The organism is Nocardia coffeae (assembly GCF_019890715.1).
In the GTDB taxonomy this organism is placed as follows: Bacteria; Actinomycetota; Actinomycetes; order Mycobacteriales; family Mycobacteriaceae; genus Nocardia; species Nocardia jiangxiensis.
Genome location: NZ_JAINZY010000001.1, coordinates 531630 through 552635, shown reverse-complemented (window position 1 = coordinate 552635; position 21006 = coordinate 531630). Strand labels below are relative to the sequence as shown.

General features: G+C 69.4%; 4 protein-coding genes. All 4 read right to left on the bottom strand.

Annotated features, from left to right (window positions below; genetic code table 11):
• Positions 1–138 precede the first annotated feature (138 nt).
• The 4 genes from K7711_RS02210 to K7711_RS02195 are packed head-to-tail and all read right to left on the bottom strand — an operon-like array spanning position 139 to position 20964.
• The gene (locus tag K7711_RS02210) at positions 139–6444 is read right to left on the bottom strand and encodes an SDR family oxidoreductase (RefSeq protein WP_222964382.1); all 6306 of its coding nucleotides are present in this window, start codon (positions 6442–6444) and stop codon (positions 139–141) included.
• On the bottom strand, positions 6441–15299 hold the full coding sequence (locus K7711_RS02205; RefSeq protein ID WP_222964380.1) for a hybrid non-ribosomal peptide synthetase/type I polyketide synthase: 8859 nt from the start codon (positions 15297–15299) through the stop codon (positions 6441–6443). The genes K7711_RS02210 and K7711_RS02205 overlap by 4 nt, the downstream gene beginning before the upstream one ends.
• Complete coding sequence (locus tag K7711_RS02200) at positions 15296–20719, bottom strand: non-ribosomal peptide synthetase (RefSeq protein WP_222964378.1); 5424 nt, start codon at positions 20717–20719, stop codon at positions 15296–15298. The genes K7711_RS02205 and K7711_RS02200 overlap by 4 nt, the downstream gene beginning before the upstream one ends.
• Positions 20716–20964, bottom strand: coding sequence for a phosphopantetheine-binding protein (locus K7711_RS02195; protein ID WP_222964376.1), 249 nt, complete (start codon positions 20962–20964; stop codon positions 20716–20718). The genes K7711_RS02200 and K7711_RS02195 overlap by 4 nt, the downstream gene beginning before the upstream one ends.
• Positions 20965–21006: the final 42 nt, after the last annotated feature.

Here is a 21006-nt window from a genome sequence, read left to right as displayed (position 1 = left end):
TACCCGTCCGAAAACCCACCGCCGGAGCCGAACTCGGATCGAACGGAGTTCGGCCCGGCTCTGTAAGGTTAGCCTAACCGTAACAAAATACTCGGTGGTCGGGTAAGAGGTGACGGATATCGGGAACCGGCGGCCGGATCATCGGGGCGTGGCTCGGGCGGCGCGGCGCCGCTGTGCTCGTGCGGCGACGCGCTGGGCCGCGGTGACCACCCGCACCGGCCGCAGCGTGTGCGCCAGCCGGTACGGCGTCGGGCTCCGATACAGTTCGGCGAGCGAGAAGTGCTGTCCCAGCTGATCTTCCAGCAGCGCGTGCGCACGGATCGCACTGATCGACGTGCCGCCCAGGTCGAAGAAACTGTCGTGGATCCCGAACTCGCCGACGCGCAGCGCCGCACCGAACACCGCGGCGATCGTGGCGTCCAGTCCTCCGGTGTCCGAGCCCGCGTCGGCGTCACCGGGTGCGTCGGTGGTGGCGACCTCGATGCGCACAGGCACACCGAAGCGGTCACGCACGGTGCCGAGGGCGCCGAGCACTCGGTCGCGCGATGCCGCATCGAGGCGCAGCACCAGATCGGTGGTCGTCGGGTCGGGGACGGCGAGCAGTCCGGCGATCCGCGCCCCCCGAGGGTCGAGTCCGACCAGCGGGTAAGGGGTTTCGCGCCGCAGGCACACATCCAGAGAGGCCAGTGCCTCGGCCGGATCCAGGGCGCGATAGCCGTTGGCCCGGCCCAGATCGCTCAGCGTGCTGGCGCGGTTCAGGCCGACGCCGTGCCAGGTCGACCAGGCTATCGACCGGGTGCGATGCCCGCGCGCCGCGAACTGTCCGGTGAGCGCGTCGAGATAGGCGTTGGCCGCCGCATATGCCGCGGCGTGCGCCGCGCCGAATACGGCGTTGACCGAGGAGAATCCGATCCAGTGCAGGTCGGTCCGCGAATCGCCCAGGCGCATCAGGGTTTCGGCGACCGATGCCTTGGCGGTGAGTGCGGTGTCGAAATCCTCGGCCGTCGATTCGGCCAGCGGCTGTTCGGCGAAATGTCCGGCGAGGTGGATCACGCCGTCCAGGCGTCGCCCGAAATCCGTCTCCGCTGTCTCGACGCACTGCCGCAGGGCTTCGGCGTCGGTCGGATCCAGGACGGCGTGGCGGATTCCGTCCGAATCGGCGGGGGCCTCGGAGCGGCCGATCACCAGCAGCCGCAACCCGTATCGGCGTCGCAGGTGTGCGGTGACCAAGGTGCCGACACCGCCGCGGCCACCGCTGACCAGGTAGAAATCACCCGGCGCGGGCGGTTCGGAATCCAGCGGGGTCGTGTTGCGCAGCAGCCGCGGTACGAATCGGCCATCTCGCAGCGCGACCACCGGATCACCTGTGCCGCTGGCGATCTCGCGGGCGAGAGTCTCGGAGGGGACCGATGCGGCGGTGTCGATGTGGCGGATGTGCAACTGCTCGAGTTCGGCCCGTGCGGTCTCCACCAGTGCGGCGCACGCGGCGTGCAGTGGGTCGGCCGCCGTGTCGACGGCGAACGCCGTCTCGGTCACGACGGTCACCGAGGCGCCGGGCGGGCACTCGGACAGTGCGGTGGCCAGTGCCGCCAATACCTGTGCGGGCGTGGCGGTGTCGTCCACCGTGGTTGCCTCGGCGGGCGCACCCTCGATGGCGCCGACGGTGATCACCGTGCCTGGATCCGACGGTGCATCGGCCTCGAGCCGTCTGGGCGCCCAGGTCAGGTCGAAGAAATGATCGGCGACGGTGCCGGCATCCCCGGCGGCGACGCCCAGGGCCGCGAGATCGGCTGTGAGGGTCGCGAATTCGCCGCGCTCATAACGTTCGCGCAGGGCCGAACGCTGGATCTTGCCGATTTCGGTCTTGGTGATCACGCCCTCGGGCAACGGCAGTACCACGGCGGGTGAAACACCCACTGTCGCAACGACGGCGGCCCGGATCGCCGATACCGCCGAGGCCACATCGCCGTCGCCCGCCAGACGGCAGAACACGATCAGTTGCTCGCCGTCGCCCTGCTGCACCGCGCACGCGGCCGACCAGGAAGTCAGGGTGCAGTCCAGCCGATCGACCGCGGCTTCGATCTCGTGGCACGGGTAGTTGACGCCGTTGATGATGACGACATCCTTGGCCCGGCCGGTGATCTGCAGGCTGCCGACGTCGTCGATGCGACCCAGATCGCCGGTGTCGAACCAGCCCTCGGCGTCGAAGGAAGCCGAATTCTGCTGCGGCAGGTTGCGATAGCCGCGGGTCACGGTGGCTCCGGATACCTGCAGACGGCCGACCTCACCGGTCGCGAGCAGCCGATCCGCGTCGTCCACGATGCGGATGCGGCATCCCGGAATCGGCGCGCCCAGGTGCGCGAAGGTGTCCGCGCGCGAGGTGGCACTGCGGAACCGGGGCGAATACACCACGCCGGAACAGGTTTCGGACATACCCCAGACCGGGACCATGGTGTCGGCGGCCAGGCCGTGTGGAGCCAGCGCGTCCAGGAACGCCGCCGCGACCGCGGGTGCGATGGCCTCGCCGGCATTCAGGGTCATCCGGAGTGCGGAAAGGTCCCAGAGGCGTTCGGGCGATGCGCCGACAGCCTCGCTGACCAGTCCGAACGCGAAGTTCGGGGCCCAGGTGCTCGTCACCCGGTAGCGGTCCATGACATCGAGCCAGCGCAGCGGGTCGGCGAGAATCCAGTCCGTCGGCGCGTGGATCTGATCGACGCCGTGGTAGACGTCGCGCAGATGCCACATCACCACGCCGCCGACGTGATCCAGCGGCATCCAGTTGAACGAGACGTACGAGCCGGTGAAATCCTCGACGGTGCGCAGGGATTCGCCGCGCCGCAGGATATTGCCGTGCGTCAGCTCGACGCCCTTGGGCGCGCCGGTGCTGCCGGAGGTGAACATCAGCAGTGCGACGTCGTCGGGGCCGAGTTTCGGCAGCTGACGGGACGAGTGGTTGTCCGGATTCGCGGAGCCGCGCGAGTACGCCTCGATGCCGATGGCGCGCAACGGATCTCCGTCCGGAGTGTGCCACCTGCGCAGTGCGTCGTACTCGTCGCGCCCGGCCAGCACGATCGGCTGTTCAAGGTTCTGCCAGATACGCAGGAACCGATCGCGCGCCGGACTCGCCGTGGTGTAGTCGACCGGGGCGGCAACGGGTGCGGCGACCAGGCCCGCCAGCAGACACGCCCACACGCCGACCAAGAAATCCTCGGTGTCGCGGGACTGCAGGACGACCGGGTCGCCGGTCCGGCTGCCGCCGTCGAGCAGCGCCTCGGCCAGAGCGGTTGCCCGCGAGAGCAGTTCGCCGTAGTTCGAGACGGTGTCGGCGTCGGTGGCGCGCAGATGCCGGATGCTGCCGCTGCCACCGGCGGCGGCCACCAGCGCCGGACCGAGGGCGGTCCAGCGCGGTTCGGGTTGCGGACCGCCGTCGGACAGCGCGGGACCGGTGCCGGGGACGCCCTCGCCGTTCGCCGTGGCGGCCGCGGCCGGGACGGCCGTGCGGCGCAGGGGTGGCGGCAGCGGTTTGTCGGTGGTCGCGGTGGCTGCTCCCGCCGCGACGGCCGCCGCGGTGATGCGTTCGGTCTCCACCGCATCGAGGACGGGAATGCGTTGCAGGGCAACAGTATCGATGCGGCCGGTCGCGTCGAGCGGTAGTGCGCCCGGGAGGGTGACCACGGCGTCCGGGACGAGTGCGCGCGGCACGTCGTCGTCGAGCAGGCGCAGCACCGCGCGCCCATCGATGGCGGTGGTCCGGGAGACGTAGGCGATGGTTTCGCGCAGACCCGCGGCGTTCGTCCGGGACAGCACGGCGGCTTCGCGCAACTGCGGCAGCGTCAGCAGCGCATCGCGCACGCGGGCGGCGAGTGCCGGACCGCGCCCGGTCCACACTGCGGTGTCGGCGCGGTCGGTGTCGATACGCAGTCGCGTCCCGGTGATGGCGCCGCGCAACCCGGTCGGTTCGGCATCGATGTGGATATCGCCACGGAAGCCGTGCGGAACTACTGCCCCGAAGTGGTCGCGCACGGTCAGTTCGCCGGGGCTGTACGCGCTCGCGTCGGCGTCGACTCGCAGGTACCAGCCGTGGGCTTCGTCGCCGTAGACGGTGTGGGTGTGCGCGGGGGCGGCGACGGATTCGCCGACGGCGATCGCCGTGCCCTCGAAGCCGGACAGTTCCGCGCCCGAGCCGAGTGCCACGTCGGCGTCGCCTGGTGTCGGCGTGTCGTTGATTTGACCGAATTCGCTTGCGGCCCAGAGTATATCCGTGGCGTGCGCGGCATCGCCGAGCCAGATCGTCCGATTCGCATCGCCGGGGAACCAGGCCCGCATGGTCTGCACCTGCGTGGCCACGGTTGCGCGATCCAGTAGCACTCGGCCGTCGACGACGGTGGCGAGGATCGCGGGCCGATCGGGTGTCAGGTCGGCGGGCGGTGAGGTAGCGGCGTCGCCGGATTCGACACTGCCGGGTGCGCGCAGCTGGTGAACGCCCGGTGTCCGGAAGCCGGCGGCGTACCAGTTCTCGGCCCGGTACCAGCGGTTGGCCGCGGCGATCTCCTGTGCCAGCGCCACATCCGAGTCACGCGGATCCAGGGGCAGCCACACGCCGCCGCGACGCAGGATCGCGAGCGCGGCGATCAGCACATCGCTCGAGCGCGGGTGCCCGGCGGTCGCGACCACGTCGCCGGGACGCACCCCCGCCTCGTGCAGTATGGCCTCGTACCGCGCCACCGAGTCGGCGTCGGGCCGGAAAGGTGAGTCCGGCAACGATACTCGCTGTCCGGAGAAGCTGGACAATATCGACTCGATGATCGATCCGAGTCGGTCGCGGCTCGCTGTGGCTTCGTCAGCGGAGTGCGGGTCCGCCTCGGTATCTCGGCGAGTGCTCGAGTCGGGCACCTCCGACTCCGCGCGCGAGGTGCGCCGGCCGACATCGGATGCGGCACTGTGCTCGGATTGGCGGTCCGGCAAGGGATCTCGGTGGCGTGCGGAGGCAGGCCGCGCCGCTTCGGTGGTCGATGTGAGTCGGTCGAGATCGGGCGCGGCGGTGTGGCCGGATTGCCGGTCCGGTCGGAGCCCGGGGGAGGCGGGCAGTACCGATTCGCCGGGCAGCGCGAGTCGGCCGAACTCCAGATCCGGTGCGGCGCAGCAGTTTCGCAGCATCGTGGTGAAGGTCTGTGCCAACCGTTCGACGGTGTCCGCGTCGAACAGATCGGTGCTGTAGACGATGGCCGCGCGCAGCCGATCGGGATGCTCCCAGATGTGCAGTTCGAGTTCGAAGCGGGTCGAGCGCTCGTCCTCGTCGATGCGCACCACATCGAGATCGGCGAAGCGCACCCGGGCGTCGGCGAAGTTCTGCAACGCGAACAGCAGCGGGAAGGTGACCTCGCCGGTGTCGTGGCTCCGGCGCAGGGCGGGCACGATCTGCTCGACGGGTGCGTCCTGGTGGGCGAAGACGTCCATGGTCGCGGCGCGCACGCGCGAGAGCAGGGAACGGAAGGTCGGCTGCCCGCTCAGATCGACCGGGATCGGCAGCGTGTTGACGAAAAGGCCGATCAGATCGACGATCTGCGGATTGTCGCGATTGGCGAGCAGGGTTGCGGCGGTGACGTCGTCGCAGCCGCCGCTGGCCCGCGAGACGGTCGCGGCCCAGGCGGCCAGCAGCACCATGTAGAGCGTCGCGCCGTCGCCGCGGGCGAGCCGGCGCGCGGCATCGGCGACCGTGGCGTCGATATCGAACTCGTGCCGCGCACCGTTGGAGGTGCGCGTCGCCGAGCGCGGCCGGTCGGTCGGCACGGTGGAATCGGCGAGTCCATCCGGGAACAGCCCGCGCCAATGCGCCAGCTCCGCGTTGAGCGCGGCCTGGTCGGTTCTGCCGTGCTGCCATTCGGAGTAGTCGGCGTACTGAATGTCCAACGCGGGCAACACAACCGGTACACCTGCGGTGCGCCCCTGATAGAACGCGTCCAGTTCGCCGAGCAGAATCTTCAGCGACAGACCGTCGACCACGATGTGGTGCACCACGATCGCCAGCAACCGGTCCTCGCCGCCGAGGTCGAGCAACGCCGCCCGCAGCGCACCGGGCTCGCCCAGGTCGAACGGCGCGTCGATGAGCTCGCGCAGAATCGCGGCGACGGCGGGCCGGTCGACCAGTTCGGTATCGGCCGCATCGCTCGCGTCGACGCGGTGCCGCCTCAACTCGAACGTGCCGCGCGGATGCACTCGCTGCTGGAGGTCGCCGTCCACATCGGCGAACGAGGTGCGCAACTGCTCCTGGCGGTCGATCACATCCGCGAACGCTCCGGCCAGCGCCCCGGCGTCCAGCGGTCCGCGGATGCGCAGCAGCAGTGGCACGTGATAGGACGGATCGCCGGGATCGAGCCTGTGCAGGAACCACATTCGCTGCTGAGCGAAGGAGGCCGGGAAGCTCAGCGTCTCCTGTTCGCTCATGACCGCACCGCACGTCGCGCGCTGGGGATGATCACGTCGGCCGCGCGTTCCGCGCCGTTGTCCGACCGGGCGCGTTCGACCAGTTCGGCCAGCCCGGTGACGGTCAGATTGCCCGAGGAGAAGAACTGTTTGACCGACAGGCTCACGCCCAGCTCCTTGCGCAGACTGGTCACCAGCTGCATCGCCAGCAGCGATTCGCCGCCGAGATCGAAGAAGTCGTCGTCGGCGCCGACCTTGTCGATGCCCAGCACCGCCTGCCACGCCTCGGCGATCCGGCCCTGCAACGGCCCGTCCGGTTCGCGGTAGGGGACCGACAGGTTGGGCCGGGCGTTGAATGCCGATCCGCCACCGAACATTCCGCGACCGGCCGGGGCCTGCTGCTCCGGCGCGTCGGCCGTGCCGGTGAGTGCGCGGGTGCCGATGATCAGCGCGTGGTCCACCGGTATCGGACCCTCGTGCGTGTCCACATCGGCCTGTACCCGCACCTCGGCGAATCCGGCGCCGCGCAGCAATTCGGCCCACTGCTTCGGGGAGACCAGCGGCGAATGGGTGCGCAGCGAGTCGGTGAAGTACCACCAGCCCTCGAACAGACCCGCGGTCAGCATCGAAACCCGGCGCTGCTGAGCCGATTCCAGCAGCAGCAGACTGCCGCCGGGGGCGAGCAGCGAATGCACCTTCGACACCGTCGTGGCCAGTTCCGGGGTGGCGTGCAGCACGTTGAACGCGAGTACCACGTCGAACGGCTCGGTGAAGCCCTGTGCCTCGGCGTCCGAGGTGACGTCCAGCACGCCGAAACGCATCCAGTCGTAGCCCTCCTCCTGGGCCTTGCGCTGTGCGGCGACGACGAACGAACGCCCGAGGTCGGTGAAGGTGTATTCGACCGGCGTGCCGTGCACCGCCTCGGCCACCACCCAGGTCAGATAGCCCTGGCCCGCACCGACTTCCAGAATCCGGAGGGGACGGTCGCGACCGGCGGCGAGTTCGCGCAGCGCCGAGCCGACCAGACGGGTGTAGATCGCGACGTCGCTGTGCGCGAGACGTTTGTCGACCACATCGGTCGAGCGGTCGTCCGATCCGTTGGCGAACATCACCTCGGTTCCGGCGATCTCACCGGTGCACACTTGGCGGTAGCGGGCCGAGCAGTAGTCAAGGAAGGCCAGTTCCTCCTCGGCGTCGGGGTACTGCGTCAGCAGTGCGGCGCGTTCGCGGTCGAGTTCGCCTTCGTCACACGGCTTGTCGGTGATGCGCAGGCGATCGCCCTCGCGCACCGCATACCCGTCGGCGAGCAGCAGGGACAGCAGCGCGTCGAAGAATCGCTCGTAGGGCGCGACGAACTTCTGCTCCACGGCGATCGCCGCCGGGTCGATGAGCATGCCCGGCGCTGTGGCGCAACCGATCTCACGCAGGAAGCGGGTCACGTAGAGCGCGCACAGTGCTTCCAGCCGCGAATCCAGGCCCTGTTCCACATGTTCGACCGGAATCTGCTGACGCAGTTCGTCTTCCCGCCGATCCAGATAGCCGAACAGGTCGAATCGCCGGGTCGCGCTGCGGGCGGGCGGATCGATCCAGAACCGGCGACGCTGGTAGGCATAGCCGGGCAGGGTCACCTTCTGCGCCGCCGGGGAGCCGGTCAGGGCCAGATCCACCGCGCCGCCGCCGGCCCAGATGCCGCCGAGCGCGTGGAGCAGGACGATGCGATCCTCGCTCTCGTCGCGACGATGCCGCATGGCCGGCGCCCCGACCGCGTCCTTACCCGCTTGCAGTTCGATCAGCCGGGTCAGTCCGCGGCCGGGTCCGGCCTCGACGAACAGCGGTGCGTGTTCCTTGACCAGGGTGTCGATACCGTCGGCGAAGCGAACGGTCTGCCGGGTGTGCCGCAGCCAGTAGTCGGGATCGGCGGCCTCGGCCGCGGTGAGCCAGGTGCCGGAGACGTTGGAGATCACCGGAATTCGCGGTGCGCTCAGTGTGACGGTCGCCAGAACCTTCGCCAGCGCGGGCAATTCGGGGTCCAGCAGCGACGAGTGCACGGCGGGCAGCGGCAGCCGGTTGACGTCGACGCCCTTGGCCTCCAGAACGGTTTCCAGCGAGGCGATCTCGTCGACCGGACCGGACACCGTGGTGTGCAGCGGTCCGTTGACCGTGGCGATACCGAGGTTCGCGGTGAGGTATTCGCCGAGTTCGTCGGTGCCCAGCAGCACGCTGGTGGCTGCGCCGCCCGCCCGGTCCAGCAGACGCGCGCGCTCGATCACCACCCGGATGGTGTCCTCGAGACTCATGACGCCCGCGATGCAGGCCGCGGCGTATTCGCCGAGACTGTGGCCGATGAGTGCGGCCGGGGTGACGCCGTAGCGGGCCAGGGTCGCCGCGAGCCCGATCTCGGTGGCGACGATTCCCGTGAACGCGACCGCCGAATCGCCCGATTCGGCGAACCCTTCCGGATCGCGCAGATGGGCGATCAGGTCGACGCCGGTCAGCGGCTCGGCGACCGCGGCCGCGGCATCGATGACCTCGCGGAACGCCGGTTCGGAGGTGTAGAGCCCCAGGCCCATCTGCGCGTAGTCGGTGCCGCCGCCGGGCAGGACGAGGACCACCGGCCGGTCGGCGCGGGCGTGTGCGGGCGCCGCGGCGGCGAGTGCGTCGCGGGCCTCCTCGATTCCGGAAGCCGCTACGGCCGTGCGGAATTCGTAGTCCTCGCGCCCGACGCGCAAGGTGTGCGCGACATCGGCAAGGTCGAGCTGCGGATGCGCCGCCAGATGCGCCGCCAACTGCTCGGCGGCCTGCCCCAGCGCCTCCGGGGTGCGTGCGGACAGCGCGAGAACCTCTGGGGCGACGCTATTTTCGCGGTCCGGCTCGCGTTGTGGCGCACGCCCGAGGATGACGTGCGCATTGGTGCCGCCGATGCCGAAGGAACTGACCGCGGCCAGCTCCGGCAGCGATTCGGTCCACTCGGTCGGGCCGGTGACGACCCGGAACGGGCTGGCGTCGAGATCGAACAGGGGATTCGGCGCGGAGTAGTGCAGGCTCGGCGGTATCGTCCGGTTCTCCAGGGCGAGAACGGTTTTGATGAATCCGGCGACGCCCGCCGCGGCGTCCAGGTGGCCGAGGTTGGTCTTGACCGAACCGAGCAGGCAGTAGCCCGTGCGGTCGGTGCCGGTGCGGAACGCGTCGTCCAGGGCGCGCAGCTCGATCGGATCGCCGACCGGCGTGCCGGTGCCGTGCGCTTCGACGTAGCCGATGTCCTCCGGGGTCGTCCCGGCCGCTGCCTGCGCGGCGAGGATGACCTCCACCTGACCGGGCGCACTGGGCGCGCCGTAACCGGCCTTGCGGCTGCCGTCGTTGTTGACCGCGGAACCCTTGATCACCGCGCGGATCGGATCGCCGTCGGCCAGCGCGTCGGCCAGGCGCTTGAGTACCACCACGCCCACACCATCACCGGGGAACATACCGTTCGCGCCCGCGTCGAAGGCGCGGCAGCGGCCGTCCGGGGACAGCGGGCCGTCGGTGATCGCCTGATATCCCTGGTGCGGATTGGGATTCAGCGAAGCGCCACCGGCCAGCGCGACATCGCACTGGTAGCTCAGCAGATCCTGGCAGGCGACGTGGATCGCGACCAGCGAGGTGGAGCAGGCGGTCTGCACGCTCATCGCCGGACCGGTCAGACCCAGCTTGTAGGCCACCCGGGTGGCGATGCCGCCGGGGGAGCTGCCCGAGGTGGCGGGCAGCGACGCCATCGAATTGGCCTGGTCCATGACGTGCGGGTACACGTTCTCCAGGAAGTAGCGGCTCTGGCTGCTGCCCGCGTACACCCCGATCCGGCCGTCGAAGCGGTCAGGCACCTGACCGGACTGTTGCAGGGCCTGGTGGCAGCATTCCAGGAACAGGCGTTGCTGCGGGTCGATGAGTTCGGCTTCGGACGGGCGGTAGCCGAAGAAATCGGCGTCGAATCGGTCGATGCCCTCGACGGTCGAGGCGACCCGCACCAGCGCGGGATCGTTGTATTCGGCCTCGGTCCCTCCGGCGGCGAGGAATTGCGCGAGGCTGAATTCCTGTGCGCCCTCCCGGCCTTCGATCAGGTTGTCCCAGAAGGTCGTCAGATCCGGTGCGCCCGGGAACCGGCCGTCCATGCCGATCACCGCGATGGCGTCCGCGTCGGGCCCTTCGGGTAGTTCCTCGAATTCGTTGGTGCCGGTCATCTGAACTTCCTTCCGGGCCGTGGTCGGGGGGTGGCAGGCCGACGGAGAACACAGGCCGATGAGTGTGGTGTGGAATTCGCCGAGCAGGGATTCGATGTCGTCGGCGGGGTAGCGATCCCGGTCCGCGACGACACCGAGTTGGCGTCCGCCGCCGCTGTCGACGGATTCGAGTACCAGGTCGAATCGCGCGGTGGCGAGGTCGATCGGGGTGAGGGTGGTGCGCACGCCGTCGAGCGCCAGTGCGCCCGCCAGTTCGCCGCGTGCGGAGAAGACGGCGTCGAACAGCGGGCCGGATTCGCCCGGCCGGGCCGCGCGCTGGTCGGCCACCACGACGTCGAACGGAACCTGTTGGTGCGCATAGGCTTCGATACTCTTGGCGGCGACCTCCGCGAGCGGATCGGCGGCCGCGAGATCGATGTCGACGAGTACGAGATTGCCGAAATTGCCGAGGACCGATTCCGCGCCCGGCGCACCGCGGTCGATCACCGGCACGGCCAGTGTGACCGTGTCGCGGCCGGTCCGACGCGCGATGGTCATCGCCGCGGCTGTCATCAATACCGAGGTTTCTGAAATCCTGTGCATACGTGCAATTTCGGCGACCGCGTCCAGATCCGTCGTGGTCAGTTTCCGGACGGCCCTGCGGCCGCCACGGGGAGGGAGGGTCGAGCCCGGGCGAGCCTGCAACGGACGCGAACGCCAGTAGTCGCGAGCGGTGGCGTATTCGACGCTGTGTGCGCGATCGTCCTCCGCCAGTGCGTAATCCAGATATCTTCCCGCCGTGCCGAGTGCCGGGACTTCGCCGTCTCGCCGGGCGCGATAGGCCGCGGAGAGATCGCCGAACAGAATGTCCCAGCAGTTGTTGTCGAAGGCGATGTGGTGCAACGCGATCCACAACAGCCAGCCGTCCCCGGTCTCGTCCCGGGCCAGGCCCGCCCGGATCGGCAGCTCCGCACTCAGGTCGAAGGGGCGGACGGCCTCGGCATGCGCATGGGTGATCGGGTCGGGATCGCTGATCCGGGCGACCTCGAAAGGCCGAACCGCATCTGTCCGGGTGTTCGGATCGCCGACGGGTGCGGTGCGGGATGCTTCGTCGCGGCTCCAGTCCAGAATATGTTGCGTGGGAAGGCCGTTCGCGTCGACGCGGTAGACGGTGCGCAAAACCGTGTGCCGGGCGACCACGTCGGCCAGGGCCGCGCACAGGGCAACCGGGTCCAGGGCGTCGTCCAGCCGGACCGTCACCGCCAGATGGTTGGCCGCGCGTCCGGGGGCGAGGCGTTCGGCGAACCACATGCGCCGCTGGGCAGCGGACAGCGTCCCGGTATCCGGTGCGGATCCGCCCTCGAAGGTGGTCCGGGGTCCGGTGGACTCGGGTGCGGGTCCGTCGTCGAGGGCACGACGTGCGGTCTGCTCGATCGCCTGGCCCGCGTGCGCGAGTAGTTCCCGTGCGCAGGTCGCGACGTCGATACCGGCCAGCACGGCGCGTGCGGACACCTCGCAGCCCGCCAGCTCTCGCCGCAGCCGGGCCAGAATTCTGGTGGCGGACAACGAATCTCCGCCGAGGGCGAAGAAGTTGTCGTGCGGGCCGACCCGGTCCAGGCCCAGGACTTCGGCCCAGGCGGCGGCGATCACCGTGGTCAGCGCGGAATCCGTGGTGCTGTCGGTCTCCACGGTCACCGAGTCGTTCAGGGCCGCCTGACCGCGCGCGGTCAACTTCGCTCTATCGACCTTGCCGCCCGCGGTGAGCGGCAGTGTCTCCAGGACCAGGATCCGGCTGGGCACCAGATATCCCGCGACGCGATCGAGCAGGTGTGCGCGCAGCGTCGGTTCGTCGGCATCGGCCACCACGTGGGCGATCAGCGCGCGATGTCCCGGTCCGGAGGTCTGCGGCACCGCCGTGACGACGGCATTTCGCACCTCCGGATGAGTCCGCAGCGCCGCCTCGACGGCCGAGGGCTCTACCCGGCGGCCACGCAACTGGACCTGTGAATCACGTCGGCCGATGAATTCCAGGGTGCCGTCCGGCCGGCGCCGCCCCAGATCGCCGGTGCGGTAGAGCCGGTCGCCGGTGACCGGATGACGGACGAAGCGCTGTGCGGTGAGTTCCGGATCGCCCCGGTACTCCCGGGCCACACCGATGCCGCTGCAACACATCTCGCCGACCACCCAGTCCGGGCATTCGAATCCGCGTTCGTCGAGCAGGTGATAGCGCGCGCCGGGGATGGGCTTGCCGTACGGCACGCTGATCCAGTCCGGATAGCCGGCCGGATCGCCGACGCGATGCCAGATGTTCCACAGGGTCGTCTCGGTCGGGCCGCCGACGCTGACCAGCTCGGCGGTATCGAAGACGGCGCGATAGTCGGCGGCCAGCTCGAGCGGAAACCAGTCTCCCCCCAGGAAACTCAGTCGCAGCGGCACGGAACCGAGTTCGGCCGCCGGGTTCTCCCGGTGGTAGTCCAGCAGCATCCGCATCATTGCCGGCACCGAATTCCACAGGGTGACACCGTGTTCGGACATCAGCGCCAGCCAATGCTGTGGATCGGTGCGCCGGGCCGCGTCGGGCACCACGACGCAGCCGCCCGCGCCCAGGACGCCGAACACGTCGAACAGCGACATGTCGTGGTGCAGTGCGGTGACCGCCAGCGAGCGATCCTGCGGACCGATGCCGAAGGTGCGTGCGGTCGCGCGCAGGCAGTTGACGACGCCGCCGTGCTCGACCGCGACGAGTTTGGGCTCGCCGGTCGATCCGGACGTCGGCAGCAGATAGGCCAGGCTGCGCGCGGTGGTCGTGGTCTGCGGAAGTCCGAGCTGAGGCGAGGGCGCGAGCCGGTCGACGGCGAGGGTGGGCGGTGCGGCCTGCGGCAATACCTGCTCGGTCGCGGTGTCGGTCAGCAGCGCGATCGGCCGCGCCCGCTCCAGCAGCGCGGCGATCGAGGACGTCGGCAGTTCGGGATCGATGGGCAGATACGCCATTCCGGCGCACAGCACGCCGATCGCCGCGGCGATCTGTGCGGGGGATTTGCCCATGACGATCGCGACGATCGGTTCGGGCGCATCGGGTTCCGGCGATACCTCGCGCAGCCACCACGCGATGGCCGACGCCTGGGCGTGCACCTGTGCGTAGGTGAATTCGCGGCCGTCCGCACCGCGCACCGCCGGTGCCTCCGGGCGTGCCCGTACCTGCTCCAGAAAGTCGTTGTGCGCCAGATCGGCATCGTCGGCGAGCGCCGGGATATCCTCGGGTGCCGCGCTATCCAGTGGATTGTCAGTGGAGGCGACGTTCTGTCGAGGTAGTTCATCATTCACGGACGCGGCGTCAAAGCTGATCGGATCAACACTGCGCCAATGTGTTTCGTCGCTCGCGAGATTGCGCAACAGTGCCGACCAGGCCGCGAACATCGCCTCGATGACGCCGGGCCGCAGCACATCACGCACGTAGTCCCAGTTGATGTACAGCTCACCGAGCCGTTCCTCCAACTGCACGTCCAGGTACACCTGTGGCGTGGAGGTGATGTGGTAGACCGGCTCGAGCGCGCGCACCAGCGCGGAATCGCCCTTGGAGAAGGCCAACGTGCTGGTCAGCACCACGGGCATCAGGACGGGCCCGTGTTCGGCGCCGTGTAGTTCGCCGAGTCGGCGCAGCAGTTCCGTACCGCTGATCACGCCGTGTTCGAGCGCCTCCCACATCCGGCGCTGGGCTCGGAAGGCGAAGTCGGCGAACGGTTCCCGTTCGCTCGCGTCGATATCGAGCAGGGTGAAGGTGGCGAATTCGCCGGCCACGTCCTGCACGCCGTCCAGCAGTTCGTTGCGGCCCATCCGCGGAACGTTCAGCGTGAAGCGCGGTGTCGCGCTCCAGTGCGCGACGACCTGCGCGAAGGCGGCGATCATCAGTCCGCTGGCGGTGAGCCCGTGCTCGGTGGCGCTGGACTGCAACCGCGACCAGGTCGACGCGTCGAGGCAGTCGTCGAGCCGATCGAATCGGGGATGGGTGACCGATTCCGGCTCGCGGCGCAGCGGAAGTTGCGGCGGGCCGGGCAGATCCGGCAGCACCCGGTCCCAGTACTCGTCCGCCTCGGCGATGTCCTCGGGATCGGTGAGATCCTGTGCGGCGAGGACGTAATCGCGGAACGAACAGGTGAGCGCGGGCGGCGTCGCCTCGGGATCGTCGTAGCAGATGGACAGATCACGAAGCAGCACATGCCAACTCGCGTAGTCCAGCGTCAATCCGTCGATGCCGACGTGCAATCGGGCGTGCACCTCGTGCGCCCGATCGGTGTCGGACAGCAGCGACAGCGCCATGCCGAAGATCGGATACCGATCGCACGCGCGCACCTCGTGCGCCATCGTGTCGCGGATCGCGGCGAGCTGCGCCGCGACCGCGGACTCGTCGATGCCGCGCAGATCCCGCAGGACCAGACCGGAATCGGGCACCTCGGTCAGGATCCGCTGGGTGGCGGTACGCGGATCGACCACCGCGCGCAGCATGTCGTGGCGGTCCACCACGCGCGCCCAGGCCGCCGCGAAGCGGTCCGGGTCGATCACGCAGCGGTATTCCAGATACGCGTGCGTGGAGACGTTTCCGAGCGGATAGAAGTCACCGCGGCCGATGAGGTAGGCCCGCTGGGTATCGGTCAGCGGAAACGGCTCGTAGCGTTCGGTCGTCATTTCTTGTTCCTCCGGCGTGCGGCCGCCGCCCGCTGTGCGGTCTTGGCCGCCTCGGCGCGTCGCCGGGCCGCGGCGACCGCGTCGCTGTCGACTCGGGCCTCCGCACGGGACTCGTCCCCGTCGCCGGTTCGCCGCTTGTCCAGGTGAGTGGCCAGCTGGCCGATCGTGGTGTGCTCGAACAACTCCAGCAGCGCGATCTCGGTGCCGAATTCGGCGTCGATCAGGTTCTGCACGCGCACCATGGCCATGGAGTGGCCGCCGAGTTCGAAGAAGTTGCGGTTCGATCCGACCGATTCGACGCCGAGCACCTCGCACCAGATCCGGGCCAGGCGCAGCTCGGTGTCACCGCTGGGCGCGATGCGGTCGACTGCCTCGTCCTGCTGCGGAACGGCCAGAGCCGCCAATCCCTTCCGGTCGACCTTGCCCGCATCGGTGAGTGGAATCCGGTCCAGGACGGTGATGCCGCGCGGAACCATGAAGGCCGGAACCCACCGGGTGAACCACTGCCGCAACGAATTCACATCGCATTGCGCACCGTCCTCGGGCTGGCAGAACGCCGCGAGTTCGCCGTCGGAATCCAGGACGACCGCGGCGCGGCGCACCGCCGGGTGGCGCAGGGCCACCGCCTCGAGCTCCGGCAGTTCCACCCGGTGCCCGTGCACCTTGACCTGGTGATCGACGCGGCCGCAGAACTGCAGCTCCCCGGTCGCGGTGAACTTCGCCAGATCGCCGGTCCGGTAGAGGCGAGTTCCGGGCAGCCCGGAAACGACATCGGCGACAAAGGATTCCGCGGTTCGGCCGGGTGCGTTGACGTAGCCGCGGCCCAGCGGCAGCCCGCCGATATACAGCTCGCCCACCATTCCGGCCGGGACCGGCCGCAACCGGCGATCCAGAACATACACGCGCGCACCGGGATTGGGCGTACCCATGGTGACCGCGGTACTCGCACCGCCCGAAGGCGTGTACCGGCGGCAGGCCACGCCGATGGTCGCCTCGGCCGGTCCGTACCCGTGGAACATGGTCGCCTCGGGGAAGGCGGCGGCGAATCGCCGGTACAGCTCGTCGGTCAAAGCCTCACCGCCACACCACACATAGCGCAGCGAGCGGGCCCGGGTGGCGCTGTCGCGGCGGTCGAGGATGAGATCGAGCATCGAGGCCACGACATAGAAGAAGGTGACCTTGTCGCGCTCGATCACCTCCAGCAGATGACCGATATCGGCCTCGCGCTCGGGAGCCACGATGGCCAGGCGGCCGCCGACCGCGAGCGGCAGGAAGATCTCGTTGATCGAGATGTCGAAGCCCAGCGGCGCCTTGAACAGCACGGCGTCGGACGGCCCGAACCGCAGCAGATCCTGCTGCCAGCGCAGCCGGTAACCGATAGCGCCGTGCCGGATCATCACACCCTTGGGCGTTCCGGTCGAGCCGGAGGTGAACATCACGTATGCGAGCTGCTCCGGATCCACCGCGGGCAGCGTGTGCCGACCAGGTTCTGCCTCGGACCGCACATCGATCACCGAGATACCCTGCGGCGCAACGTCCGTCGCATCGGGATCGGCGATCATGAGCGATACGCCCGCTTGCGCGAGCACCTGGCGGCGGCGTTCGACGGGCCAGGTCGTGTCGACGGGCACGAATGCCGCGCCCGCGCGCATCACGCCCAGCAGCGATACGACGTAGTCGATGCCGCGCGGCAGCGATACCGCGACGATCTGTTCGCGCGCCACGCCCGCGTCCAGCAGTCTGCGGGCCAGGCGTTCGGAGGCGGCGAGCAGTTCACCGTAGGTGAGCGTCGCCGAATCGGTGGTGATGGCGACGGCCGCCGGATCGCGTCGCGACGCGTCGATGACGAGTTCGGGCACCGAGGGCGGACGTGCGCCGCGCGGAATTCCGGTGCTGGAGACCTCGGCCGAATCCGGATGTGCCGCACCGGTCCATCCCGTGCGCACCAGTTCGCGCTGGACGGCCGGGACGATCGAGACATCGGCGAGTGGCGAATCCGGCTCGACGGCAAGGTATTCCAGCGCCGCGGTGATCGATTCGGCGATCCGGGCGATGGTCTCGACCGCGAAGATGTCCAGTGCGCCGGTCACCGCGCCCCGGATGCGGCCGTCCTCCTCCCAGACGTTGCACACCAGATCGAATCGCGCGGTGTCGACGCGGTCGATGATCGGCTCGCCGATGACCCCGCCCATTCGCAGGGGTTGTACCGGCTGCTGGCCGATCACCATGGCCTGCGGAATCGGCGTCCGGTTGGCGGTGGCGTCCCAGCCCAGTTCGGCGACCAGTTCGTCGAAGGCCACCGACTGGTGGGCCAGCGCCTCGCCGATGGTGTCGCGTACCTGGCCGAGCAGGGCGCTGAAGGCGAGGTCGGGCGTGATGCGTTCGCGCAGCAGCACGGTGTCGGCGAAGCAACCGACCGCATCGCGTTCGGCCGCGTCGAGGCGGCCGTGGGTGACGGTGCCGGTCAGGATGTCGGCCTGGCCGGTGAGCCGGTGCAGCACGGTGACGAACGCCGCGGTGACGAGCGCGAACGTACTCGCGTGCTGACCTTGCGCGAGCGCGCGCAGGGCGGCGGACGGTTCCGCGGCGAGGTCGAAGGTGTGCGCGTGTCCGGCGAACGTGGGGGTGTCCGGACGCGGACGGTCGGCGGGCAGGTCGAGCACGGCGGGCTCACCCGCGAGGCGCGTACGCCAATAGTCCAGTGCCGCAGCATGTTCGGCACGCCTGGCCGGATCCTCGCGACGCAGCATGAGATCGGGGAACTGCGCGACGGCCGCGGGCAGTCGCGGGGTGCGCGCGTCGAGGTCGGCCGCGTACAGTTCGGCCAGTTCGGCATGCAGGACGGCCACGCTCATCCCGTCGGCGATGCTGTGGTGTGCGCACAGCAGCATCAGATGCGGTCCGTCCGGATTCCCGGCGGGTGCGAAGGCCAGTCGCACCAGCGGACCGGAACCCAGATCGAATGGCGCCGAGTCGATCTCGCCGATCCACTGTTCGGCGGTGCGGTCGTCGCGGTCGCGTACGGTCAGGATGTCCACCGTGTCGTCCGGTTCGTCGACGACGGCGAACGGGGTGTTCTCGTGCACGACGAACCGGGTCCGCAGCGCGGCGTGCCGAGCCAGCAGCCGGTTCGCCGCGCGGCGCAGCGCCTCGACGTCGACGGCGCCGCGCAGCCGCATCGGGAATCCGATGTTGTAGGCGCTCGAGGCCGGGTAGAGCTGCATGAACAGCCACATCCGCCGCTGTGCGGCGCTGAGCGGTATGCGCATACCCGGTTGCCAGGCAGGTGCGTCCTGGCTGGTCTCGACCCGCTCGCGCGCATCGATCAGTGTCGCCAGCTGGGCGGGAGTCGTTGCCTCGGAGAGTAATTCGCGGATCGACAGGTCCACGGCGCAGGCTTCGCGCAACCGGTCGACGATGCGCGCCGCCAGCAGCGAATGCCCGCCCAGGTCGAAGAATTCGTCGTGGATGCCGATCCGGTCGAAGCCGAACTCCGCGGCCCAGATCCGCGTCACCGTGGTCTCGGTGGCCGTGCCGGGCTCGGCATAGGGCGGCAGGGTGATCGGGCGGGGATGGACCGATGCGGCGGGTTCCGCGGTCGCGTACTCGACGCTCTCCTGCGGCGGGTCCGCTGCCCAGCAGCGTTGACGCAGGTAGGGATGGCCCGGCAGGGCGAGCCGGACCGGGGTGTGCCCGCCGCGCAGGATGGCCGGATCGATATCGGCACGGTCGTCGAGCCAGGCCCGGCCGACCGTGCGCAGTGTCGCGAGATACGTCTCGCCGGTGAGCAGATCGACATCGATACCGGGCGAGGTGTCCGCGGTCGCGGACGCCGTGAAGTTCGAGGATTCCAGCGAATCGTCGCGCAGTACCCGTTCGGCCTCGGCGGGATCGGTGACCAGGAACGCGGCCCGCACCGGAAGGCACTGGCGACCGGACTGCAACGTCCACGCGAACGCGCGCAGATCCGTATCCGGGTGCGCGGCAAGATGATCGGCCAGTTCCTTGCGCATGTCGCGCAACTGGACCGTACTGCGAGCGGACAGCGTCAGCAGTTCCGCGGCGCGCGGCGGTGCGGCGGGCGCACGGTGCGGGGCCTGCGCGAGGACGGCGTGGGCATTGGTGCCGCCCAGCCCGAAGACGTGCACACCCGCGCGCCTCGGCCGCCCGGACTCGTGCTCCGGCCAGGCCCGCAACGCGGGATTGACCGTGAACGGGGTGGCGTCGAAATCGATGCGCGGATTGAGCGGCGCGCTGTTGATACTCGGCGGCAGTTCGTCGTGAGTGAGCGAGAGCAGCACCTTGGCCAGGCCCAAAGCCCCTGCGGCGGCCCAGGTATCGCCCACATTGGGTTTGTGCGTGCCGATCCACACGCGGTGACCGCGATCGCGCAGCAGACCCTCGAACCCCTCGCTCAGGGCTGCGATCTCGATCTCGTCGCCGAGTGCGGTTCCGGTGCCGTGGGTTTCCAGGTAGTCCAGGTCGTCGGCGTCGATACCCGCCACGCTCAACGCCTCGGCGACGGCCTCGGCCTGCGCACCGGCGTCGGGTGCGGCGAAGCCGGCCTTGCCCGCGCCGTCGTTGTTCACCGCCGTCGCTTCCAGCACGCCGAGAATCGGATCGCCGTCTGCGATCGCGTCGGCAAGTCGCCGCAGCGCCAGCACCGCGACGCCGTCGCCGGGGGTGGTGCCGTCGGCGGCGGCGGAGAAGGCGCGGCAATGTCCGTCGGGCGAGTTGATTCCGCCCTCGCGGTAGCGGTAGCCGGTGTACTGGGGCACGTAGATCGTCGCGCCACCGGCCAGGGCCAGATCGGATTCCCCCGCCAGCAGGCTCTGCACGGCCAGGTGCACCGCGACCAGTGAGGTCGCGCAGCCGGCCTGCACGTTCACCGCGGGACCGCGCAAGCCCAGCGACCAGGCGATGCGCGCGGCGAGGAAATCCTTGCTGTTGCCCAGCAGATGGTCCATCCGCGCGGCCGGATCGCGCCGCTCGAGCGGGAGCAGGTGGTGCTGGTAGTAGGAATCCGGGCCCGATCCGGCGAACACGCTGATCGCGCCGTCGAATCGAGCCGGGTCGATGGCCGCGGATTCCAGTGTCTCGCCAGCACATTCGAGCAACAGCCGCAACTGCGGGTCGGTTGTTTCGGCCTCCCGCGGGGTGAGGCCGAAACAACCCGGGTCGAACTGTTCGATGCCGTCGATCACCGGACGCGTGCGCACCAGCGTCGGATCGGCCAGGTCGGCCTCGCCGAGTCCGGACCTGCGCAGTTGCTCGTCGGTGAAGGTGGTCAGTGCCTCACGGCCCTCGCGCAGCAGTGCCCAGAATTGTTCGGGCGTCTGCGCTCCCGCCGTGCGCAGCGCCATGCCGACCACGGCGACGGCGTCCTCGCCGATCGGTTCGTCGCCCATCGATTCGGTCATGACGCGTCCGATGCGGTGGCGCCGGTCAGTCGCAACCAGGCTCCGAGGGTCGGCTCGGACATCATCTCGGCGAACCGCAGGCGGATTCCCTCGCGCTTGAGCAGACCCGAAATCTTCATCACGCGAACCGAATCCAGGCCCAGGGCCATGAGATTGGCGTCGGAGTCCAGAGATTCGGCGTCGGCCCCCATCGCTTCACCGACCAATCTGCGCAGGAGATCGTCACAGTTCGGCTTGTCGGACATTCGTATTTCTTCTTCCGTCGAGATTTGTGCGGTAGTCGATCC

What these genes read in the sequence shown, in the direction of transcription:
- K7711_RS02205 (WP_222964380.1), bottom strand. Translation starts at nt 15,299, where the DNA reads ATGACGACCGAACGCTACGAGCCGTTTCCGCTGACCGATACCCAGCGG.
- K7711_RS02210 (WP_222964382.1), bottom strand. Translation starts at nt 6,444, where the DNA reads ATGAGCGAACAGGAGACGCTGAGCTTCCCGGCCTCCTTCGCTCAGCAG.
- K7711_RS02195 (WP_222964376.1), bottom strand. Translation starts at nt 20,964, where the DNA reads ATGTCCGACAAGCCGAACTGTGACGATCTCCTGCGCAGATTGGTCGGT.
- K7711_RS02200 (WP_222964378.1), bottom strand. Translation starts at nt 20,719, where the DNA reads ATGACCGAATCGATGGGCGACGAACCGATCGGCGAGGACGCCGTCGCC.